Source organism: Verrucomicrobiia bacterium (assembly GCA_035765895.1).
Taxonomy (GTDB): domain Bacteria; phylum Verrucomicrobiota; class Verrucomicrobiia; order Limisphaerales; family DSYF01; genus DSYF01.
This window is the reverse complement of sequence record DASTWL010000024.1, coordinates 1-18,151: the sequence shown is the minus strand read 5'-3', so window position 1 is coordinate 18,151 and position 18,151 is coordinate 1. Positions and strand designations below refer to the sequence as shown.

General features: G+C 63.6%; 17 protein-coding genes. 15 read left to right on the top strand and 2 right to left on the bottom strand.

Annotated features, from left to right (window positions below):
• Window positions 1-41: 41 nt before the first annotated feature.
• The 12 genes from VFV96_05430 to VFV96_05375 all read left to right on the top strand — a co-directional run bounded on the left by VFV96_05430 (window position 42) and on the right by VFV96_05375 (window position 12,608).
• Window positions 42-1,631 (top strand): multiheme c-type cytochrome, encoded by a 1,590-nt coding sequence (locus VFV96_05430; protein ID HEU5069843.1) that lies wholly within the window; start codon window positions 42-44, stop codon window positions 1,629-1,631.
• Between the two features lie 39 nt (window positions 1,632-1,670).
• The gene (locus VFV96_05425) at window positions 1,671-2,531 is read left to right on the top strand and encodes a cytochrome c3 family protein (protein HEU5069842.1); all 861 of its coding nucleotides are present in this window, start codon (window positions 1,671-1,673) and stop codon (window positions 2,529-2,531) included.
• A gap of 19 nt (window positions 2,532-2,550) precedes the next feature.
• A complete protein-coding gene (locus VFV96_05420) occupies window positions 2,551-4,674 on the top strand; it encodes a hypothetical protein (protein ID HEU5069841.1) in 2,124 nt (707 codons plus the stop codon).
• 60 nt (window positions 4,675-4,734) lie between these two features.
• Entirely contained in the window at window positions 4,735-5,010 is a 276-nt protein-coding gene (locus tag VFV96_05415) for an isoamylase early set domain-containing protein (protein HEU5069840.1), read from the top strand.
• 237 nt (window positions 5,011-5,247) lie between these two features.
• Window positions 5,248-6,270, top strand: coding sequence for a uroporphyrinogen decarboxylase (gene hemE / locus VFV96_05410; GenBank protein HEU5069839.1), 1,023 nt, complete (start codon window positions 5,248-5,250; stop codon window positions 6,268-6,270).
• Between the two features lie 57 nt (window positions 6,271-6,327).
• A complete protein-coding gene (gene hemN / locus VFV96_05405; GenBank protein HEU5069838.1) occupies window positions 6,328-7,704 on the top strand; it encodes an oxygen-independent coproporphyrinogen III oxidase in 1,377 nt (458 codons plus the stop codon).
• Between the two features lie 55 nt (window positions 7,705-7,759).
• Entirely contained in the window at window positions 7,760-7,939 is a 180-nt protein-coding gene (locus VFV96_05400) for a hypothetical protein (protein HEU5069837.1), read from the top strand.
• A gap of 16 nt (window positions 7,940-7,955) precedes the next feature.
• Window positions 7,956-8,111 (top strand): hypothetical protein, encoded by a 156-nt coding sequence (locus VFV96_05395; protein HEU5069836.1) that lies wholly within the window; start codon window positions 7,956-7,958, stop codon window positions 8,109-8,111.
• Window positions 8,089-8,418 (top strand): helix-turn-helix domain-containing protein, encoded by a 330-nt coding sequence (locus VFV96_05390; GenBank protein ID HEU5069835.1) that lies wholly within the window; start codon window positions 8,089-8,091, stop codon window positions 8,416-8,418. Before VFV96_05395 ends, VFV96_05390 begins: the two co-directional genes overlap by 23 nt.
• Window positions 8,419-8,495: 77 nt before the next feature.
• Window positions 8,496-9,905 carry a protoporphyrinogen oxidase gene (gene hemG, locus VFV96_05385; protein ID HEU5069834.1) on the top strand — a complete coding sequence of 470 codons (1,410 nt, stop codon included), beginning with the start codon at window positions 8,496-8,498 and terminating at the stop codon, window positions 9,903-9,905.
• Between the two features lie 94 nt (window positions 9,906-9,999).
• Complete coding sequence (hemH, locus tag VFV96_05380) at window positions 10,000-11,010, top strand: ferrochelatase (protein ID HEU5069833.1); 1,011 nt, start codon at window positions 10,000-10,002, stop codon at window positions 11,008-11,010.
• Between the two features lie 134 nt (window positions 11,011-11,144).
• Window positions 11,145-12,608 carry an NAD(P)-dependent oxidoreductase gene (locus VFV96_05375; GenBank protein HEU5069832.1) on the top strand — a complete coding sequence of 488 codons (1,464 nt, stop codon included), beginning with the start codon at window positions 11,145-11,147 and terminating at the stop codon, window positions 12,606-12,608.
• Here VFV96_05375 and VFV96_05370 read toward each other — a convergent pair.
• Window positions 12,565-12,855 (bottom strand): FeoA family protein, encoded by a 291-nt coding sequence (locus tag VFV96_05370; GenBank protein HEU5069831.1) that lies wholly within the window; start codon window positions 12,853-12,855, stop codon window positions 12,565-12,567. The two genes, VFV96_05375 and VFV96_05370, sit on opposite strands and share 44 nt — an antisense overlap.
• 503 nt (window positions 12,856-13,358) lie before the next feature.
• Here VFV96_05370 and VFV96_05365 point away from each other — a divergent pair.
• The 3 genes from VFV96_05365 to VFV96_05355 are packed head-to-tail and all read left to right on the top strand — an operon-like array spanning window position 13,359 to window position 16,522.
• Window positions 13,359-14,540: an aminotransferase class I/II-fold pyridoxal phosphate-dependent enzyme gene (locus VFV96_05365; protein ID HEU5069830.1), complete on the top strand. Its 1,182-nt coding sequence runs from the start codon at window positions 13,359-13,361 to the stop codon at window positions 14,538-14,540.
• A gap of 17 nt (window positions 14,541-14,557) precedes the next feature.
• Window positions 14,558-15,541, top strand: a complete 984-nt coding sequence (locus VFV96_05360; GenBank protein HEU5069829.1) for an NAD(P)-dependent oxidoreductase — start codon at window positions 14,558-14,560, stop codon at window positions 15,539-15,541.
• Between the two features lie 3 nt (window positions 15,542-15,544).
• The gene (locus VFV96_05355; GenBank protein ID HEU5069828.1) at window positions 15,545-16,522 is read left to right on the top strand and encodes a phosphatase PAP2 family protein; all 978 of its coding nucleotides are present in this window, start codon (window positions 15,545-15,547) and stop codon (window positions 16,520-16,522) included.
• A 7-nt stretch (window positions 16,523-16,529) separates the two neighbouring features.
• Here VFV96_05355 and VFV96_05350 read toward each other — a convergent pair whose 3' ends face one another.
• Window positions 16,530-17,663, bottom strand: coding sequence for an N-acetyltransferase (locus VFV96_05350; protein HEU5069827.1), 1,134 nt, complete (start codon window positions 17,661-17,663; stop codon window positions 16,530-16,532).
• Window positions 17,664-18,151: the final 488 nt, after the last annotated feature.

Genomic DNA, 18,151 nt, shown 5'->3' with positions numbered 1-18,151 from the left:
GCCCGGACGACAACCATTGCAGGATGACCGGCTTGCAACTTATGAACGGCATCAAGGCCAGATGGGTCAACGCGGCAGGCGCCGTTGCCTTGGCGGTGGCGATGGGCGGCGTGGCACTGACTGCGTTTGCTCAAGAGGCGCAGCATTTGAGCATCACCCAGCCCGGCGGCATGCCCGGTCTGCCGGTGATGACCGGCATCACCAAGGACACCAACGGCGTCACGCTTACCTGGGATGGGCCTTCGGGTTACTACAAGGTTTACCAAAAGCCGGCGTTGCAGAGTTCCGCCTGGCTGCAGGTCGGCGCGGCGAATCTCAACCGGATGGTCACCATTGCGAACCTGACCAACAGCGCATTATTCCGCGTGTCGGGTCCGGCGCCGCAATACGCCGGGGCCGCCGCCTGCGCGGAGTGCCACGGGAACATTCACGATTCGGAAATGAACACCCGGCACGCGCACGCGCTGGAGACGCTGCAGGCCGTGCGCCAGGATCAAAATCCCAGCTGCCTCGTGTGCCACACGGTCGGTTACGGCCTGCCGAGCGGATACCAGAATCAAACTGCAACGCCTTACCTGGCCGGCGTGCAATGTGAAAACTGTCATGGCCCGGCCGGCAATCACGCCGCGAATCCGGACGACCTCGCCTTCCGGCCGCGCGTGGAACTGGCGGCGCAGGTGTGCGGCGGCTGCCATACGGGCGCGCATCATCCGACGTTCGACGAATGGAGCACGAGCGGACACTTCCAGGTGGTCGAGGACATGAGCGATCCCGGCCGCGTCAACACTTGCGGCCGGTGTCACTCGGGGTCGGCGCGGCTGGCCTTGATCAAGGGAGAAAACCCGCTGACCGTCACCAACGACGCGAATGTGGGCCTGACGTGCGTGGTCTGTCACGACCCGCATCAAACGAACGCGAATCCGGCGCAGCTGCGTTATCCCGTCGCCTCGACGAATGATTACTTCCTGGCGACGTCGGACGTCTTCACGAACAAATACAACCCAAACATCAACGTGTGTGCCCAATGCCACAACCATCGCGGCGCCACGTGGAGCAGTTCCAGCCGGCCGCCGCATCACTCGCCGCAATACAACATGCTCTTGGGCACGGTGGGCGAACGGACCGATGGCTCGACCAACGCCTTTCCGGCGGCGCACGCGCTGTTGATCACCAACCAATGCGTCGGCTGCCACATGCAAACCCGCCCCGCCGAGGGGGAGACGGTCGCGGCGGTGACGGGCCATTCGTTCCAGGTGAATTCGTATGACGCCTGCGCGCAGTGCCATCCGTTCCCTGAATTGCTGGCGCAATTTACGATGACCACCATCGGCACCCGCATTCAGGACGTGAAGGCGGCGCTGGATCAGTGGGCGCTGACAAAGGCGCCCGCCGCCTTGCAGTCGAAGTATGGCGCGCTCGCCTGGGAATATTCGACGCCGGGCGGCTTGTCCGCCGGCCCGGCGGGACCGACCAGCACCGAACAAAAGCTGATTCCCGCCAACATCCAGAAGGCGCGCTACAATCTTTATCTCGTCTACCACGACGGCAGCTTCGGTGTTCACAATGGGCCGTATTCGATCACCCTCCTCGATGCCGCGATGAACTGGGTGCAGGCCGAGTTGAAGCAATGACGCAGCGGATTCACGACGTAACCCCCAACCGCAAACGACATGAGCAAGCGCAACTTTAATCCCTTCAAATCCGGGATCACGCCGCGGCGGCGCGGGCTGCTGCTCGCCGCCGGCGCCCTGGTGCTGGTGGTGGCGGCCATTTCGTGCCGGACGGTCAACCGTGCGGCGGTCGTGCTGCCCGAAGTGCCCGGCGCAAAATACATCGGCTCGAAGGAATGCGAGCAGTGCCACGACGACATTTATCGCGACTTCAAGACGGCGGATCACCACCGGCTGATTGCCGAGGGCAAAAACGCGCTGGACGTCGGCTGCGAATCCTGCCACGGCCCGGCCAGCCTGCATTCGGATTCGGGCGGCGAAGTGAAGCCGCCGTTCAGTTTCACCTCCGGGCGTCCGCGTTCCGCAGGGCTGGGCGCCCAGCCCATGCTGACCAAGGCCCGGGCCACGGAGACGGTATGCTACCAATGCCACGCCGACGTGCGCGGCCAGTTCAACCTGCCGAGTCATCACCCCGTGCCCGAGGGCCGCATGTCCTGCACGCAATGCCATCCGCCGCACAAGGGCTCGGCGCACGTGGGCGGCAGCACGGCCCTGCTGGCCTCCGAGGAAAACTGCCTGCAATGCCATCCGGCGCAGCGCGGTCCGTTTGTGTTTGAACACGAAGCCACCCGCGAGGGCTGCACGACGTGCCACATTCCGCATGGCAGCGTGAACGCCAAGCTGTTGACGGAGCGGAACTCGACGCTGTGCCTGAAGTGCCATTTCCAACAGGTGCAGAGCGGCCGGGTTTTGATTGGCGGTTCCGACCACACGGTGCGTTTGCAACAGGGCACGTGCTGGACCGCGGGCTGTCACGAGGCCGTCCACGGCTCCCGGGTGAACTCCTCGCTCCGGTTCTAACGACGCAACGGGCAAGCAGATGAAAACCACATCGCGATCCAGACGGAAAAAACTTCCCCGCCGGGCGGCCTGGCTGGGCCATTGCGTGATCGGCACCGCGCTCGCGGCGGGCGTCGTGGCGGCGCGGGCGGCCGACGAACCGAAGGCCGAAAAGCCGCCGACGCCCGAGGAGATGTTCGAGGGCGGCAAGGACACCTACAACAACTGGGTGGAATTTTCCGCCGGCGGCTTGTTCACAAAAGGCAGCCAGGCGCAGGCGGAGGAACGGCTGCGGCACGGCGCCGGCGCCTTCGGCGGGCTCGAAGACCTGCATTACCAGGCGAACGTGGACAAGCGCACCACACTCACGCTCGACGGGCGCGCGTTGTTCGATCAGCACGATTACAAGCTCGGCCTGGAATTGCGGCGCGAAAAGCTGGGTTACCTGCGGTTCAACTACACGGAGTTCCGCACGTGGTATGATGGCAACGGGGGATATTACCGGCCGGACGACCTCTGGTATCCATTGCCCGGCTCCGACGAGGCGCTGGGGCTGGATCGCGGCGAGTTTTCGCTCGAAGCCGGGCTGCGGCTGGAGAACGTGCCGCAGGTGACGTTCAAATACACGCACCGCTTCCGCGACGGCGACAAGAGTTCCACGAGCTGGGGCCAGTCACATCCGAACTTCAACGCCTTCACGCGCGCGTTGAATCCCGGCTTCTACGACCTCGACGAGACGGTGGACATTTTCGAGCTGGACGCGAAGCACCACATCAAGTCCACCACCCTTGGCCTGGGCCTGCGTTACGAAACCGGCACGCTGGACGACGCGCGCAAGATGGTGCAGTTCCCGGGCGAACCCACCCAGGCGTATCTCACCGATCGCGAAGGCACGTCCTACGACTTCTTCAGCGTGCATGCGTTCAGCGAGACGTGGTTCAAGCAGAAGATCTTTCTTTCGTCGGGTTTTCTGTTCAGCACGATGAACAGCGATTACTCCGGCAGCCGCGTTTACGGCAACGACTTCGATGTCAGCTACGCGCCGAGCGTGGCCAACGGACTGGGTTACTACGACCTCAGCGGCGGCGGCGAGGTGAACGACTACGTGATGAACCTGAACCTGATGACGCTGCCCGCGAAGGATCTCACCATCACGCCATCCCTGCGCGTGCAGAAGGAGGATTGGAACGCGGATTCCGGCGCCTTTCGCACGTCCGGCACGAGTGCGCCGGTGTTCACCAGCAGCCGGTCCGACGGCGACACGCTGGACGTGACCGAACGGCTCGACGTCAACTACTCCGGCATCACGAACTGGGTGCTGTATGCGCGCGGCGAATGGACGCAGGGCGACGGCAATTTGAACGAGAACGGCGGCCTCGAACAAATCGCGCCGGTGAACCGGCAATCGGAGGACAGCCGGTTCTTCCAGAAATACTCGGCCGGCGTCCGCTGGTATCTGGCGCCGCGCACATCGCTCGACGTGGGCGGTTATTACAAGCGAAACGCCTACGATTACGACCATCCGGTGGACAGCACGGCCAACGATTCCGCCAACCGCTACCCCGCGTATCTCGTGATGCAGAACTTCGAGACGTATGACGGCAACGTGCGGTTGACGCTCCGGCCGTGGCGCAACGTCACGCTGGTCAGCCGTTACGAATACCAGCTCTCGACGGTGCACACGAAGCCCGACGCCGTTTCCGGCCTGGGTGAAACGGAATCCTCGGAACTGAACAGCCACATCATCGCGCAAAATGCCACGTGGACGCCGTGGTCGCGGCTGTCGTTGCAGGCCGGCTTCAACTACGTCCTCAGCACGACGCACACGCCGGTGTCGGACTACACGCAGGCGGTGCTGGACGCGCAGAACAATTACTGGACCGTCAATTTCAACTCGACGCTGGTGCTGGACGACAAGACGGATTTGAACCTGGGATATTTCTATTACCGCGCCGACGATTATCAGGACAATTCCGTCGTCGGCGTGCCGCTCGGCGCGGGCGCGGAGGAACACGGCACCACGGCCATGATTTCGCGCCGGCTCACGCCGCACGTGCGGGCGAATTTGAAATACGGTTACTTCCGTTACACCGACCAACTGAGCGGCGGCCACGACGACAGCGAGGCGCATCTCATCTACGCCAGCATGCAATACCGTTTCTGAGCCGGACGGGTGGCGCGTTCGCGTCGTCGGGCGTAGGATAAGTCCGGAAAACCGTGGTTTATGGCAACGACGACCGTCATTCCCAAGCGGGAATTCGCGCTGGACGCTCCGGCGGCGCAGTCCGTCCTGTTGGCGGGCGACTTCACCGGCTGGCTGGCGCACCCGATTCCCCTCAAACGCAGCCCACGCGGGCGCTGGAAGGTTTCCGTGCCGCTGCCCCCGGGCACCTATCATTACCGCTTCCTTGTGGATGGCGAATGGCGCGATGACCCCGTCTGTCCGCTCCACGTGCCGAACGCCTTTGGCACGCAGGACGCCGTGCGGATCGTGGCGTAGGCGCGGCGGCCCGGCTTCACAAAATATGTGCATTAACCGGCAAGAACGGTATAGTTTTGCCCGGTTTCGGCCTTATGCTGAATGACACGTGAACGCGACGTTTTCGTGCGTGGCCTAAGTCGTAGCGAAGCTCGCAGGTTGGCGTTAAACGTGATGTATTCGACAAGCAATCTCCCGGAGCGCAGTTCCGCGCAGGGTCGGCAGTCTGATCAACCGCGGTCCGGCTCCGCCGAAACCATGAACAGCCGAAACCTCTTCCTCGCCGCCGTTCGTTGTGAACCGGTCCCGCGTCCGCCGCTGTGGCTCATGCGCCAGGCCGGCCGCGCCCTGCCGGAATACCGGACGTTGAAGGAGAAGTTCACGTTCCTGCAACTGGTCCAGACGCCCGAACTCGCCGCCGAAGTCACGCTGCAACCCATCCGCCGCTTCGGCTTCGACGCGGCGATTCTGTTCAGCGACATCCTCGTCGTTTGCGAGGGCCTGGGCCAGGGCTACCAGTTTCGCGAAGCCGGCGGCATCGGCATGGACTTCGCCGTCCGCACCGCGGCCGACGTGGAAAAGCTCGACGTGAACGCCGTGGTGGACCGGCTGCACTACGTGGCCGAGGCGCTCAAGCTGATCCGCGCCCAGCTCGGCACCAAGACGGCGTTGCTTGGCTTTGCGGGCTCGCCGTGGACGCTGGCCAACTTCATGGTCGAAGGTGGCAGCGCGAAGGAATTTTCCGGCGCCAAGGCGATGTTTTACCGCGAACCGAAGCTGTTCAACCGCCTCTGCGAAAAACTCACCGAAGCCTGCACCCGTTATTTGCAGATGCAGATTGATACGGGCGTGGATGCCATCCAAATCTTCGACACGCTCGGCGGCAGCCTGAGTTCCAGCGCCTTTCCCGAAGCGTCCGGGCGTTGGATGCAGCAGATCATCAGCGGCCTCAAGGGCCACACGCCGGTCATTGTGTTTTCCAAGGGGGCGCACGGGAACTGGGACGACCTGGTGGGCACCGGCGCGGATGTGCTGGGCGTGGATTGGGGCGTGCGCCTCGCCGACGTGGCGGCGCGGCTGCCGAAGAACGTGGCCGTGCAGGGCAACCTCGACCCGTTCCTGCTCAGCACCTCGCCCGAAGCCGCGGCCGCGGAAACCCGGCGCATTTTGGCGGACCTGAAGGGCCGGCCCGGCCACATTTTCAACCTTGGCCACGGCGTCACCCCCGAGTCGAAGCTGGAATGCATCCAGGCCGTCGTGGACACGGTGCATGGTGGTTGAGCCTCGCGCCGCAAATCGGGGTGCATCCGCCGCCGTCCGTGGTTAAAGTCGTTTCGCATGAGCACGCTCAAAGTTGATCTTGCCCTGGTTGAGAAATACAACCAGCCCGGCCCGCGCTACACGTCGTATCCGCCCGCCACCAAATTCACGGAGGCCGTGACGTGGGAGGCGCTGCGCGACCGCATCTCGGCCAACAACGAGACCGAACGCGGTCTGTCGCTCTATTTTCACATTCCGTTCTGCGAAACGCTCTGCTGGTTCTGTGGCTGCACCACGGTCATCACGCTCGATCACAGCCGCGGCATGGGCTACGTGGAGGCGCTCGGCCGCGAAGTCGCGCTCATGGCGCCGCTCCTCAACCGGCAGCGCAAGGCCGTCCAACTCCATTTCGGCGGCGGCTCGCCCACGTTCCTCAAGCCCGACGAAATCCGCCGCCTCGGCGAAATCATCCACCAGCACTTCGATTTCGCCGCCGACATCGAGGCCAGCGTCGAGGTGGATCCGCGCCGGCTGACGCGGGACCACGTGGTGGCGCTGGCGGAGATTGGCTTCAACCGCGCCTCGATGGGCGTGCAGGATTTCAACCCGCAGGTGCAGGAGGCCGTGCACCGCATCCAGCCCGTCGCCATGACGCAGCAGGCGCTCGACTGGCTGCGCGAACTGGGCTTCCGCTCGGTGAATCTTGACCTGATTTACGGCCTGCCGCATCAGACCGTGGCGTCGTTCAACCACACGCTCGACACGGTGCTCCAGATGCAGCCCGACCGTTTGGCCGTGTTCAGCTACGCGCACGTGCCGTGGATCAAGCCGGCGCAGAAAATTTTGCAGGCAAAAGTCCTGCCGACTGCGGACGTGAAGCTGCAGATTCTCAAGACCGTCATCGAGCGCCTGACCGAGGATGACCGCTACGTTTACATCGGCATGGACCATTTTGCGAAGCCGGACGACGAACTCGCCGTGGCGCAGCGGAACAAGCAGTTGCAGCGGAATTTCCAGGGTTACAGCACGCGCGCGGGGACGGACATTTACGCCTTCGGCATGTCCAGCATCTCGCAGATTCCCGACGCCTACTGGCAGAACGAGAAGGAACTCCCGGTCTGGCAGGCGGCGGTGGATGGCGGCCGCGCGCCGTTGCACAAGGCGTATTTCGTGACGCCGGAAGACCACATCCGCCGCGAAACCATCATGCGGGTGATGTGCGATCTCTCGCTCGACTTCGCCGCGATGGGCCGGAAGCTCGGCATCAACTTCGCGGAGCACTTCGCGCCGGAACTGGCTGCGCTCGCGCCCTTCGAGGCGGATGGACTGGTGCAACGCACGGCCGCGGGCCTGGACGTCACCGAGACGGGCCGCCTGTTCATCCGCAACATCGCGATGTGCTTCGACAACACGCTCGCGCCCGTCGGCGAACGGCGGCATTCGCGGACGATTTGATCGCCTGTCGTTCCCGGCTTGCGGTGTGTTACATGGTAGTATAGAATCCGCTCGTATGAAGGCGCTGGAGTTTGTGGAGGTGCCGGAGTTCACGCGCGACCTGCATCGGATCGCCAACGAGGAAGCGTTGCGGGCGTTGCAACTCGAACTGCTTCACAATCCAGACAAGGGCGATGTGATCCGAGACTCGGGGGGGCCTCCGCAAGGTGCGGATGAAGTTGCCGGGGCGGGGTAAATCGGCTGGCGCCCGGGTGATTTATCTGCACCTGCCACGCGTGGAGAAGGTGATCCTGTTGTTTCTCTACACGAAATCCCGGCAGTCAGACCTGTCGGCCGACCAGCGGTTCCGTCTGCGCCTGCTGGCCCGACAAATCGAACAAGCTTATGCCGCGCAAAACAAAAAATGAGATTGAATTCGACGCTGAGGAACTGATCCGGCGTCTTGAGGGGGTGGCCAAGCACGTCAGCGGCGGTAAACGCCTGACGATGCGCACCACGCGGCTGGCCCTGCCGCCGCGCGAGAAGTCCATCAAGCCCCGCGAAATCGCCGAGTTGCGAAAACGCCTGGGCGTCAGCCAAGCCGTCTTTGCGGCGCTGCTCAACGTGCCCAAGCCCACCGCCATCAGTTGGGAATCGGGCCAGCGTGAACCCAGCGGTGCCGCCTTGAAGTTGCTGCGGATCGCGGCACGTCATCCGGAACTGCTCGCGGCCTGAACCACATCGCGATGGGCTTCGACAACACGCTTGCCCCCGTGGGCAAACGGCGCCCTTCGCGGACGATTTAATTTTTCATGAAACCCGTAGCCATCATCGGCGGCGGTATCACCGGACTCACGGCGGGGTTTTATCTCCAGCGCCGCGGGATTCCGGTCACGGTCTATGAAGCCACGGGCCGGGTGGGCGGGGCGATTCAGAGCCTGCGCAAGGACGGCTATCTCGCCGAGTTCGGGCCGAACACCATCCTCGAAACGTCCCCCAAGATCACGCAGCTCGTGAATGACGCCGGGCTGCAGCCGCGGCGCCTGGACCCGGACCCGCAGGCGGAGGCGCGTTACGTGGTGCGCTACCGCCGGCCCATCGAAATGCCGGGCTCGCCGCTGGGATTCTTCACCACGCCGCTGTTCACGCTCGGCGCCAAGTGGGCCGTGCTGCGCGAGCCGTTCCGGCCGGTGAAGCGGGACGGGCAGGAGGAGAGCATCGCCAATTTTGTCCGGCGCCGGCTGTGTCCGGAGTTTCTGGACCACGCGATTGATGCGCTGGTGGCGGGCATTTACGCGGGCGATCCGGAAAAGCTTTCCGTGCAGCAGGCGTTTCCCAAGCTCGCCGCGCTCGAAGAGAAATACGGCTCAATGATCAGGGGCCAGATCCTCGGGGCGCGTGAACGCAAGAAGCGCGGCGAAGTCGCAAAGGACCGCGCGCCGAAGTTTTCCTTCGACGAAGGCTTGCAGGTGTTGCCCGACACCCTGCGCGAGCTGCTCGGCGCCGCGGTCAAACTGAATACGAGCGTCACGCAGCTCAAGCAGACGGCCAACGGCTGGACGGTGAACTTCAAGAATGCCGCGGGTGCGGGCCAGGCGGAGCACAGCGCGGTGCTTTATGCGGGCACGGCGTTCAGGCTGGCGGAACTGCACGTTGAACTCGGAGCGCCGAACTCCGGTTCGGCGCTCCAATCAAGCGGTCGGCTCGACCTCTCCGCCTTCTCCGAAATCCGCTATCCGCCTGTGGCGAGCGTGGTGCTGGGCTTCCGGCGCGAGGACGTGGCGCATCCGTGCAACGGCTTCGGCATGTTGATTCCCCGGGTGGAAGGCTTCAAAATCCTCGGCACGATCTTCTCGTCCGCCTTGTTTCCGAACCGCGCGCCGGCCGGACATCTCACATTGACCAACTACATCGGCGGTGAGCGTTATCCGGAACTGGCGTCGCTGCCGGCGGAAAAGCTGTATGAGCTGGTGCAGGCCGATTTGCGCGTGTTGCTCGGCGTGCACGGCGAGCCGACATTCCAGCACACCGTGTTTTGGCCCAAGGCCATTCCGCAATACAATCTCGGCTACGGCAAATACCGCGCGCGAATGACGGAAATCGAGGCGCAGGCGCCGGGTTTCTTCCTGGCCGGCCATTACCGCGGCGGCATTTCGCTGGGCGATTCGATTGTGTCCGGGGTGAACGCAGTCGAACGCATCGCCCGCACGATGAATCTTTGAAGTGATCTGGCGTGGCCGCGTTACCACGTGACCTGGCACCGCCGCCGGGGTAACGTGGCCCCGATTTAACGATGCAACGACTGCCCTTAGCCGCATGAGCAAAGCCGTTCTCCTGGTCAACCTGGGGTCGCCCGATTCGCCGTCCGTGCCGGACGTGCGCCGTTACCTGAACGAATTCCTGATGGACGGGCGCGTGATTGACGTCGCGTGGCCGCTGCGCCGGTTCATCGTGGGGATGATTCTCCTCAACCGGCCCAAGGAATCCGCGCACGCCTATCAGAGCGTTTGGACGCCGGAAGGTTCGCCGCTCATTGTCATCAGCCGTCACGTGCAGGCCCTCCTGCAACAGCGCGTCTCCGTGCCGGTTGAACTGGCGATGCGTTACCAGAACCCGGGCGTGCCGGACGCGGTCAAGAAACTGGCCGGGCAGGGGATCACCGAGCTGTTGTTGATTCCATTGTTCCCGCACTACGCCATGTCGAGCTACGAAACGGCCGTGGTCTGGGTGCGGGAAAACATCGCCCGGCACGCGCCGCACATCCGGCTCACGGTGCAGCCGCCGTATTATGCCGCGCCGGATTACATCGCCGCACTGGCGGCGGTTTCCGCGCCGGCGTTGCAAACGGACTTCGATCACCTGCTGTTCAGCTTTCACGGCGTGCCGGAGCGGCAGATCAAGAAGTCGGACCCGACGAAATGCCATTGCCTCACGGTGCCGAACTGCTGCGAGGTGCCGGGCCCGGCGCATGAGTTTTGTTACCGCGCCCAATGCTTCCAGACCGCGAAGCAGGTGGCGGAAAAGTGCCGGGTGCCGGCGCAAAAATGGTCCGTCGCCTTCCAGTCACGCCTGGGCAAGGATCCATGGCTGAAACCATTCACGGACTTCGAACTGGAACGCCTGCCCAAGGCGGGCGTAAAAAAACTGGTCATCATTTCGCCCGCGTTTGTGAGCGATTGCCTGGAGACGATCGAGGAAATCGGCATGCGCGGCCGCGAAACGTTCCTGCAAGCCGGCGGTGAGCGCTACACGCTGATTCCCTGCCTGAATGAGCATCCGCTTTGGATCACGGCCTTGGCAAACATGGTGAAGCCGTTTGCGGGCTGATCCAGCGGCCATTTGCCGCCGCCCGGCGGCGTCCGACGCGGCGTCCACGGTGGCAAGGTTTGAGCAGCATTTGGCAATAAATGGGTGTGCGGACCGCCCGCTTGGAGGGAGACTGCGCTGTCCCCTTGCAAACCATGAATGCGCCCGGCAAAACCCCTTGGGACGCCCGTCATGCGTGGCTGGAAGTGCCGCGCCGGCTGCCGCCGAAGCGGCCGGCCGGTGAACGCCTTGCGGATTTTCGCGAGATTTATTCCCTCTACGATGAGGCCACGGTCCGCGCCCAGGCCAGCCGCTGCATCCAATGTCCCGATCCCTTGTGCGTGCGCGGCTGCCCGCTGGCCAACCGGATTCCTGAATGGCTGGCACTGGCGGCGGAGGGGGAATTTCTGGCCGCGGCGGAAATCTCTGGCGCCACGAGCAACCTGCCCGAGATTTGCGGGCGCATTTGTCCGCAGGAACGGCAGTGCGAAGGGGCATGCATCCTGAACTCCCATTCGGCGCCGGTGAGCATCGGCGCCATTGAGGTGTTCATCAACGAATATGCGTTTGCGCACCGCGACCGGCGCGTCATCCGGGCGGCGCCGAACGGCCGCCGCGTGGCGTGCGTGGGGTCCGGTCCGGCCAGCCTGAGTTGCGCCGATGAACTGGCCAAACGCGGCTTCGCCGTGACGATCTTTGAAGCGCAGGCAACCCCGGGCGGACTGCTGCGCAACGGCATTCCGTCGTTCAAGCTCGAAAAATCCGTGGTGGAGCGCCGTGTCGCGCTGTTGCGGGAACGCGGCGTGGTCATGCGGGTGGGCCAGCGGGTGGGCTGCGACGTCTCGCTTTGGACGCTGGCGCGGGATTTTGACGCGGTATTTTTGGGCATTGGCTGCGAACAGGCCAAGCCGCTTGACCTTCCGGGCGAGCACTTGAGCGGTGTGCATGCGGCCATCCCGTTCCTCGTGCAGAAGAACACGCCGGGGCCGCACGTCGTTGCACCCATTGATTGCCGCGGGAAGGATGTCGTCGTCCTCGGCGGCGGCGACACGGCGATGGATTGCCTCCGCACGGCCATCCGCAGCGGGGCCAAATCCACCGTGTGCGTTTACCGGCGCGATCTCGAAAACATGCCGGGCAGCCGGAAGGAGTATTTGAACGCGGTCGAGGAAGGGGCGGTGTTTCTGTTTTTGACCAATCCGCTGCGCCTCGAAGGCGACGCCCACGGGAATCTGAACCGGCTGCATTGCCTGAAAATGGAGCTGGGCGAACCCGATGGTTCGGGCCGGCGCAAACCCCGGGCGGTGCGCGGCTCGGATTTTGCGATCTCGGCGGATTTGATTCTGGTCGCCTACGGATTCGATCCGGTGCCGTTTGCGGCGGACAGCGACTTTGCGCCACTGCTCAGGAACGCCTGGGGCGGTCTCATCGTGGATGAGCACCAGATGACCAACATTCCGGGTATTTTCTCCGGCGGTGATTCCGTGCGCGGCGCGCAACTGGTGGTTCACGCCGTGCGCGATGGACGGCGGGCCGCGGCGGGAATCGTGCGGTGGCTGGGCGGACGGGCGGTGGTCAACCGCGAACCGGCGCTGGTTGCATCGGCTCAACCAGAATGAGCGCGGCGAGCTGCTCGCTGAGCGCGAAACGGGAGTTGCAGACCTGGCAGATGAAGCTCGTGCGGTTGGTGACGAGGCGGATGATTTGGTCCTCGCACAGACCCAGTTCACGGAGGCGGGTCTGAATTTCGGGCGTGGCGCACAGTTGCCGGATGCGCACCGCAACGCCGGCTTGCACCCGGTTCAGCGGACACAGATCGCAACGCGGCCCCGTGCCGCGTTCGTTGGTCGGAGATTCAGCACGCATAAACATCTGCGTCCACTGTCGCCGGCCGGCGTCTCGCCGACCACACCGATCTTGTCATTTGATGCGCATCTTTTGACCGAGGACAAATTTTCGAGTGAATTTTGGGGAACCGACGCGGGCGGACTTGGCTGCCGCAGTTTAAACCGTGGCTTTATCGTTGATGGCCCTTATTTGGTCAGGTTTGGGCCACCGGAATTCGATGGGCTGGAGTATTTATGCTGCAAATGCGGTGGGCCCCGCCGCGGTTCGTGTTTTTAGCCCGGGAACGTGCGTGGAACCAGGCGGCGCGGCAATGGTGGAAGGCGAGAATTTGATTGATTTACGGGGGTTAAGTTGCGACACAGTTCGCGTCAGAAACCTGATATTACATGAGTTTTCAGAAGCAATCGCAGACCGTCGCGTCTGCGGCCAGAACGCCCCAAAATCCGGTGCCAGCACCCGCAGCCAAAGCCTTGGGGGGTAATGGCCATCTCGCAACCCATCCGGAGGCGGAGTCCGCCGGTTTGCCGTTGTTCAGCAAGGTGCGGAACTACCACAGCGCCGACCAGGTGCGGGCACTCGGGTTGTATCCCTATTTCCGGACGATTTCCTCCGCGCAGGACACCGAGGTCACGATGAATGGCCAGAAGGTGCTCATGATGGGCTCGAACAGTTATCTGGGCCTGACGAATGACCCGCGCATCAAGGAAGCCACCGAAGCCGCAGTGCGCAAGTATGGCAGCGGTTGCGCCGGCTCCCGGTTTCTGAACGGCACGCTCGATCTGCACATCGAGCTTGAGACCGAACTGGCCCGGCTGATGAAAAAGGAGGCCGTGCTCCTCTACAGCACCGGCTTTCAGGTCAATCTCGGCGTGGTCAGCACCATCGTGGGCAAGGACGAATACATCCTGGCCGACAAGGCCAACCACGCGAGTCTGGTGGAAGGCTGCCGGCTGTCCCTGGGCGAATTCATCCGGTTTGCCCATAATGACATGAATGCGCTGGAACGGCGCCTGCGCCAGTTGCCGCACGGGGCCGGCAAGCTGATCGTCGTGGACGGCGTCTTCAGCATGGAAGGCGACATCATCAAGCTGCCCGAGCTGGTCAAGCTGGCCAAGCGATACAACGCCGCCGTCATGGTGGATGACGCCCACGGCATCGGCGTGCTCGGGCAATGCGGTTCCGGCACGGCCTCGCACTTCGGTTTGGAGGACGACGTGCAGCTCATCATGGGCACGTTCAGCAAATCCCTCGCGAGCCTCGGCGGGTTCATTGCCAGCGACGCGGCCACAATTGATTTTCTCAAGCACAACTCGCGCACCCTCGTGTTCAGCGCGAGCATGAGCCCGGCCAATGCGGCGGCGGTCCTCGCGGCGTTGAAGATCATGATCAACGAGCCGGCCCGGATCGCCCAGCTGTGGAAAAACACCGAACGCATGAAGCAGGGGCTGATTTCCCTGGGGTTTCATCTGGGCGCCTCCGAAACCCCGATCCTGCCCGTTTACGTGCACGACATGCTCAAGACCTTCCAGTTCTGCAAGGGGCTCGAAGAAGAGGGCGTGTTTGTGAATCCGGTCGTTTCGCCCGGCGTTCCGGTTGGTCAGGAATTGCTGCGTGTGAGTCTCATGGCCACGCACACCTTCGCGCAAATTGACCGCGCCCTGGAAAAGTTTCAGAAGGTCGGCCAGCGGCTCGGCATCATCTGACCGGGGCCCGCACCGGCATGAAAGTCCTGCTCACCGGCGGCAACGGTTTCGTGGGCAGCCACGTGCTGGACCAGCTCCTGGCGCAGGGCATTCCCACGGTGGTTTTGCTCCGCGCAGCCAGCGACCGCCAGTTCATCGCCAACCAGCTTTCCCGGGTTGAAGTCCGGACGGGCGGCATGGACCAGCCGGAAGCCCTCGCGGCGGCGCTCGCCGGCGTGACGCATGTGGTTCATTGCGCCGGCGCGACCAAGGCCCTGGATGCCGCGGGATTCTTCGCGGCCAACCAGCAGGGCACCCGCCAGCTCGTGGAGGCCGTCAACCGTTGCGGCCCGCGCATCCAACGATTCGTGCACGTTTCCAGCCTGGCCGTGGCCGGGCCGCACACGCCGGACGAACCGGCGCGGGAAAACCAGCCCCCCCGGCCGGTTTCCGATTATGGCCGCAGCAAACTCGCGGCGGAGCAGGAGGTCATGACCCACTGCACGACGGACTGGGTGATCCTGCGCCCGCCGGCGGTGTATGGGCCGCGCGATCGTGAATTTCTCCGGCTGTTCAAGGCGGTCAACGCGCATCTCCGCCCGCAGTTCGGCGGCGGCCGGCAGTTTTTAAGCCTGGTGCACGTGGCCGACCTGGCGCGGGTCATTGTCGCCGTTTTGATTGAACCGCGCGCGCGCCGGAAGGTCTTTTTTGTCGGTTCACCGGAAGTGGTGACGGCCGCGGAACTGGCCCGGCGGATGGCGACCGAACTGGGAACCTGGACGATTCCGCTGCCGCTGCCGCGGGTGGTGCTGTGGCTGGCGTGTCAGTGGGCGGACTGGCGGGCGCGGCGCACCCGGCGGCCCAGCGTGTTGAACGCGCAGAAGTTCGCCGAGCTGAACGCGCCCGGCTGGGTGTGTGACGTGGCCCGGCTGAAGGCGGAACTGGATCTCGAATGTGCCACGCCCTTGCGCGACGGCGTGGTGGACACGCTGCGTTGGTATCGGGAGCATGGCTGGCTCTGACGCATGACGAAGCATTACACGTTTATTGACTACGCGACGCAGGGTTACATCGCCCTGGTGGCGCTCATCGTCCTGATTTTGCACGGCACGGCCGTGCCGGGGTGGGGCTGGTTGTGTGCGGCCCATGTCGGATGCCTGGCGCTGATTCACGGGTTGATCAGGGCCAGCGCGGCCCGGCCGGCCAACCGGGTGCTCGACTTCCTGCGCCACTTCTATCCGGTGCTGCTCTACACGGGATTTTACCGTGAAACCGGCCTGCTCAATCAGATGCTGCACACGGGCTATCTGGATGGGCACTTCATTCATCTGGACCGGCTGCTGTTCGGGTTCGAGCCGAGCGTCCGGTTCATGCAGACCTTTCCGTCGTTGTGGGTGAGCGAGGTGTTCTACATCGCCTATTTTTCCTACTACGTGATGATTGTCGGCGTCGGCCTGGCGTTGTTTCTCCGGAACCGCCGCCAGTTTTACCACTACATCTCCGTCGTGTCGTTCGTGTTTTACGCGTGCTACCTGATTTACATTTTCCTGCCGGTCATCGGCCCGCGCATTGCCTACAGCGACATCGTGTCGTCCGATCCGCCGGCCAACGCGCCGCCCGAAGCGGCCTGGGTCTTCCCCGAAAGTGTGCAGGCGGGCCTCTTTTACAAAATCATGGCGCTGATTTACCGCGAGTTTGAAGCGCCGGGGGCTGCGTTTCCGAGCAGCCACGTCGCCATCGCGCTGGTCACGGTCTATTTTTCCTTCCTGTATCTGCGGCGCATCCGCTGGATTCACCTCGTCATGGCGGTGTTGCTGTGCGGCTCAACGGTGTATTGCCGCTATCACTACGCAGTGGACGTGCTGGCCGGCGCCTTGACGACCGCGTTGCTGCTGCCCCTGGCCAACCGCCTGTATGCCCGTTTTGCCGGGGCGCCGGCGGCCCCGGACAAGGTGGCTTCCCAACCGTCGTTGGGCGTGGCTTCGGAAGAATCGCCACCCTGACCGCCGGTCAGGCCGGGCGTTCGTAGATGCGGTAAGTCTTGTAAACCTTGCCGCCAAACAGCTCGATCATCCGGATCACCGGCACATTGTCCTCCAGGATCCACGAGGCTTCGCAGCGTTGGATGCCCAGACGCAGCGACGTGAAGACGCCTTCCGCCAGCATGGCCGCTTCGATGCCCCGGCCGCGGGCCTTCGCTGTGACCCCGAGCGTTACGCACCGCACGTATCGCGGCGCCTTCCAGCCGAGCAGGTAGGGCACGGCCCGCAGCAGTCCCGGCGAAAGCAGCCGGCCGCGCAACGGCAGGAAGGCCTCGTTGAAATCCGGCATGGCCAGCATGAAGCCGACCGGTTCCTGCGGTGTTTCGGCCAGGAACGCCAGGCCGTCGGTGAGCAGGGGCTTGAGCCGTTCCGCCATGAAATCGATTTCGGCGTCGGTCATCGGCACGAAGCCCCAGTTCTTTTCCCACGCCTGATTGTAAACCGCCTTCACCTTGACGAGCTGCTCCTTCAACGTCTTTTTCGCCAGCGGCACGATTCGCAGATCGGGTTCGCGTTTGCGGAACTTCTCCTGAAACCGCTTCAGCCGCTCCTGCGGACTGCCCGCCACCGCAAACTCGAAGGCGAGCAGATCCTTCGCGCGGCGGAACCCGGCGCCTTCGAGCAGCTTCACGTAGTAGCGCGGATTGTAGGTCATCATGAACACCGGCGGCGTCTCGAAGCCGTCCACCAGCAGCCCGCACTCGTCGTTGGTCGTCGGGTTCATCGGGCCGAGCAAACGGTCCATGCCCTTCTGCTTCGCCCACGCCGCCACCGCCTCGAACAGTTTCGCGCTCGCGGCCGCGTCGTCCACGCATTCGAAGAAGCCGAAAAAGGCGGTTCGCTCCTGGTGAAACGCGTTGTGGTTCCGGTCAATCACGCCGGCAATGCGCCCCACGTCGCGGCCGTCGCGCCGGGCCACCCACAACTGCATCTCGGCGTGCGTGAACAGCGGATTGGCGTCCGCGAACACCTTGTGCATGTCCATCAACAGCGGCGCGAACCAGCGGGGGTCGCCGTCGTAAATACGGTAGGCGAGCTTGAAAAAACGGCGGACATCCCGGGGCTGCCGCGTCAGGGCGATGATTTCGAGCGGTGAACTCATGTCAATTGGTTTGGTGCCGGACTCCGGCGGCGGGATTGTCGGCCGGCGGTGGGCGGCACGTCAATGGTTTGCGGTGGTCTGGGGAAGGGCCCGCCGGGACGAAACCGGAGAGCTGCCGGTTAACGAAGGACGGCGGGGTGATCCGGCGCGCGACTGCCGAGCCACGACTTTTAAAATGAAAAGGTAAGGCCGGCTGCCAGCGCAGCGGAACGATCTGTGGGGTTCGCCGGTCCCACCGCTGCCGTGCGCGACTCCGGACTGCTGACGCAGCTCCTCCGCGCGTCAACGCCTCACTGAAGAAAACCTGACGGAAAATCCATGACCCGGTTGACAACCCTCATAGGCGCTGCAGCGCATGGTTAGCACACCAACCACCCTTCGGTTGGGGCAATGACTCAAGAAACTGGCTTGGGCTCCGTTGCATTCGATAGCTTCAAAATAGTCCGGCGGGCGGCGGCAAGTAAACCGGCCTGCCACTGGTGCCCTTT

Coding starts and splice junctions, on each gene's coding strand:
- VFV96_05425 (HEU5069842.1), top strand. CDS start 1,671: ATGAGCAAGCGCAACTTTAATCCCTTCAAATCCGGGATCACGCCGCGG.
- VFV96_05430 (HEU5069843.1), top strand. CDS start 42: ATGAACGGCATCAAGGCCAGATGGGTCAACGCGGCAGGCGCCGTTGCC.
- VFV96_05420 (HEU5069841.1), top strand. CDS start 2,551: ATGAAAACCACATCGCGATCCAGACGGAAAAAACTTCCCCGCCGGGCG.
- hemG (HEU5069834.1), top strand. CDS start 8,496: ATGAAACCCGTAGCCATCATCGGCGGCGGTATCACCGGACTCACGGCG.
- VFV96_05350 (HEU5069827.1), bottom strand. CDS start 17,663: ATGAGTTCACCGCTCGAAATCATCGCCCTGACGCGGCAGCCCCGGGAT.
- hemH (HEU5069833.1), top strand. CDS start 10,000: ATGAGCAAAGCCGTTCTCCTGGTCAACCTGGGGTCGCCCGATTCGCCG.
- VFV96_05355 (HEU5069828.1), top strand. CDS start 15,545: ATGACGAAGCATTACACGTTTATTGACTACGCGACGCAGGGTTACATC.
- VFV96_05400 (HEU5069837.1), top strand. CDS start 7,760: ATGAAGGCGCTGGAGTTTGTGGAGGTGCCGGAGTTCACGCGCGACCTG.
- VFV96_05360 (HEU5069829.1), top strand. CDS start 14,558: ATGAAAGTCCTGCTCACCGGCGGCAACGGTTTCGTGGGCAGCCACGTG.
- hemN (HEU5069838.1), top strand. CDS start 6,328: ATGAGCACGCTCAAAGTTGATCTTGCCCTGGTTGAGAAATACAACCAG.
- VFV96_05370 (HEU5069831.1), bottom strand. CDS start 12,855: ATGCGTGCTGAATCTCCGACCAACGAACGCGGCACGGGGCCGCGTTGC.
- VFV96_05375 (HEU5069832.1), top strand. CDS start 11,145: ATGAATGCGCCCGGCAAAACCCCTTGGGACGCCCGTCATGCGTGGCTG.
- VFV96_05415 (HEU5069840.1), top strand. CDS start 4,735: ATGGCAACGACGACCGTCATTCCCAAGCGGGAATTCGCGCTGGACGCT.
- VFV96_05390 (HEU5069835.1), top strand. CDS start 8,089: ATGCCGCGCAAAACAAAAAATGAGATTGAATTCGACGCTGAGGAACTG.
- hemE (HEU5069839.1), top strand. CDS start 5,248: ATGAACAGCCGAAACCTCTTCCTCGCCGCCGTTCGTTGTGAACCGGTC.